Raw genomic sequence first — 3,070 nt, forward strand, 5'->3', positions numbered from 1 at the left:
GGCTCTTGGCCGGTGCCTCTCGCGCCATGGCCCTTGCGCTTTGAGCTCTCTCTTATTTCAGTGCTTCGGCACCGCCCACGATTTCCGAAATTTCCCGGGTAATGGTCGCCTGCCGCACTTTGTTGTAGTTCAATACCAATTTGGAAATGAGCTCCTGGGCATTGTCCGTTGCCGACCCCATGGCCGTCATCCGCGCTCCCAGTTCACTGGCCGACGCTTGCAGCAGCGCACCGTAGATTACCGTCTCCAGGTATTTGGGCAATAACAGACCCAGCACTTCTCCTGCGGACGGTTCGAAAATATATTCCTGCCGCCCTTTCCCGGCTTCCCCGCCCTGCTGTCCGCTTTCTTCCACCGGCAGCAGTTTCACCGTAACCGGCTGTTGACTGATGGCCGAGCGAAATTCCGTATATACGAGATAGATTTCATCATAGTCCCCTGCCTCAAACCGTTCCGCCAGTTCTTTCGCGATGGCCGCCGCGTGCTCATAACCCGGTTTTTCCGAAAAACCGCTGTACTCCTTGTCAATGCGATAACCCCGCCGCCGGAAATAATCCCGCGCCTTCCGGCCCACCGTGATCAGACCCGCATTTTCCTTGCCCCGGATTTGCGGCACTACTTCTTTAAACAGATTGGAGGCATACGCTCCCGCCAGTCCTTTATCGGAGCTCAACACCAGGTAGCCCGTTTTGTTCACGTCCCGTACCACCAATAACGGATGTACCGCGTCACCTGCCCCGGCCGCCACATGCTTCAGGACTTGTCTGATTTTTTCCGTATAGGGCCGGCTGGCATTCGCCTTTTCCTGCGCCCTTCTCAGCCGGGCCGCCGCCACCATCTTCATGGCCTTGGTGATCTGCTGGATGTTTTTTACACTCTTGATTCTTCGCCGTATATCTCCTGCACTTGGCATCTCTTTATCACCCCATTTCCTGGCGCTTAGCTCAGGGCTCCCGGCTCAAAGCTCGGAGCGGGAGGAGCCTTATGCCCCTCTCCGCGCCCTGCGCCTTGTGCCTCACCGGAATAGCGTATCCTTGTATTCTTTTATCGCTTTCTTCAAAGCCGTTTCGCATTCGGCGTCAATCATTTTCTTTTCCCGGATCCCCTTGGTTACTTCCGCATAGTTGGCCCGCATGAATTTTAAGAGGTCCCCTTCAAATTTGGTCACTTCTTCCACCGGCACATCGTCAATGTAGCCGTTTACTGCTGCGTAAATAGCCACTACCTGTTCTTCTACCGGCAGCGGCGAATATTGCGGCTGCTTCAGCATTTCCATGGTCCGCTGGCCCCGGTCGAGCAGTGCCTTGGTTACTTTATCCAGGTCCGAGCCGAATTGGGCGAACGCTGCCAGTTCCCGGTATTGCGCCAGGTCCAGCCGCAGCCTTCCCGCTACTTGTTTCATCGCCTTGATTTGCGCCGAACCGCCTACGCGTGATACGGATAAGCCTGCGTTGATTGCCGGCCGCACCCCCGCATGGAACAGTTCACTTTCCAAGAAGATCTGCCCGTCCGTAATTGAAATCACGTTCGTCGGGATATATGCCGATACGTCCCCTGCCAGCGTTTCGATGACCGGCAGCGCCGTTATGGACCCGCCTCCCAGTTCACCGGACAGTTTCGCTGCCCGTTCCAACAGACGCGAGTGGAGATAAAAAACGTCGCCCGGATAGGCTTCCCGGCCCGGCGGACGCCGCAGCAGCAGGGACATGGCCCGGTACGCCGTGGCATGTTTACTCAGGTCGTCGTACACGCACAGGACGTGACCGCCTTTATGCATAAAATATTCGCCCATGGCTACTCCGGCATAGGGCGCCAGATATTGCAGCGGCGCACTGTCCGAGGCCGACGCCACCACTACGATGGTATATTCCATCGCTCCGTGTTCTTCCAGCGTATGTACTACCCGCGCCACCGTCGACGCTTTCTGCCCGATCGCCACGTAAATGCAGGTAACTCCCTGCCCTTTTTGGTTGATTATGGTATCTACCGCGATAGCTGTTTTGCCTGTCCCACGGTCGCCTATGATCAATTCGCGCTGACCGCGCCCAATCGGCACCATCGAGTCAATGGCTTTCAGTCCCGTTTGCAGCGGCTCTTTTACAGACTGTCTGTCCGCAATTCCAGGGGCTTTATATTCCACCGGCCGGAATTCGGTCGTATGAATCGGCCCTTTGCCGTCCACCGGCTGCCCCAGGGCGTTCACTACCCTGCCTACCATGGCCTCGCCTACCGGCACTTCCATGATTCTTCCCGTTCTCCGTACCGTGTCGCCTTCTTTGATCAGCGTCTCGCCGCCCAGCAGTACACCGCCGACGTTATCTTCCTCCAGATTCAGCACCATGCCGTAGACTCCGCCCGGAAATTCCAGCAGTTCTCCCGCCATTGCCTTTTCCAGTCCGTGGATCCGCGCGATGCCGTCACCGACTTCGATTACGGTGCCTACGTCGTCCACATTGAGGTCTACCTGGTAACGCTCGATTTGCTGTTTGATTATCGAGGTTATTTCTTCTGGCCTCATTTTCATATCTCGTTCGTCACCCCAATCTTTGTCACTTCCATATTCATCAGCGCCGTTTTCAGCATCTGCATTTGCCGGGCCACGCTGCCGTCTATCAGTTTGTCCCCCATTCGCACGATCACTCCGCCGATGATGCTCTTGTTTATGTTGGTTTTTAATATCACTTGTTTGCCTGTCACCGTGCTCAGTTTTTTCGCCAGCGCCTCTTCTTCCTCCGGCGTCAGCGGCAGGGCGGTGGTGACCTCCGCCTCGGCAATGTTGCGGGCCTGATTGGCGAGTTGATTATATTCCTTCAGTATATCCGGCAATGCGGTTTCCCGCCGTTTATCCACCAGCAGCAGCAAAAATTTATAGACAAAATCAGTCAGTTCGCTCTGGAATATTTGCCGGAGCACTTCTTTTTTAGCCTCCGCCGGGACCCGCGGGTGATACAAAAGCGTTGCCAATTCTTCCTGTCCCTCAATGGTGCTGCCCACTGCGGCCAATTCCTTTCCTACGGATTCCAGCTTATTATTTTCCACTGCCAGTTCATAGATGGCCTGGGCGTATTTG

The 3,070-nt window shown here is 55.6% G+C and carries 3 protein-coding genes; all 3 read right to left on the bottom strand.

Annotation, left to right across the window (positions count from 1 at the left end; translation table 11 throughout):
• Positions 1-52: 52 nt before the first annotated feature.
• Positions 53-913, bottom strand: coding sequence for an ATP synthase F1 subunit gamma (gene atpG, locus LUCIF_RS23410; RefSeq protein ID WP_122630243.1), 861 nt, complete (start codon positions 911-913; stop codon positions 53-55).
• 102 nt (positions 914-1,015) lie between these two features.
• Positions 1,016-2,524 carry a F0F1 ATP synthase subunit alpha gene (gene atpA, locus LUCIF_RS23415; protein WP_122629767.1) on the bottom strand — a complete coding sequence of 503 codons (1,509 nt, stop codon included), beginning with the start codon at positions 2,522-2,524 and terminating at the stop codon, positions 1,016-1,018.
• On the bottom strand, positions 2,521-3,070 hold a 550-nt coding region (locus LUCIF_RS23420; protein ID WP_122630244.1), incomplete at its 5' end, for a F0F1 ATP synthase subunit delta. The genes LUCIF_RS23420 and atpA, both read right to left, overlap by 4 nt.

Origin of the sequence: Allolucifera butyrica (assembly GCF_900476375.1) — a bacterium.
Classification (GTDB): domain Bacteria; phylum Bacillota; class Negativicutes; order Sporomusales; family UPPP01; genus Lucifera; species Lucifera butyrica.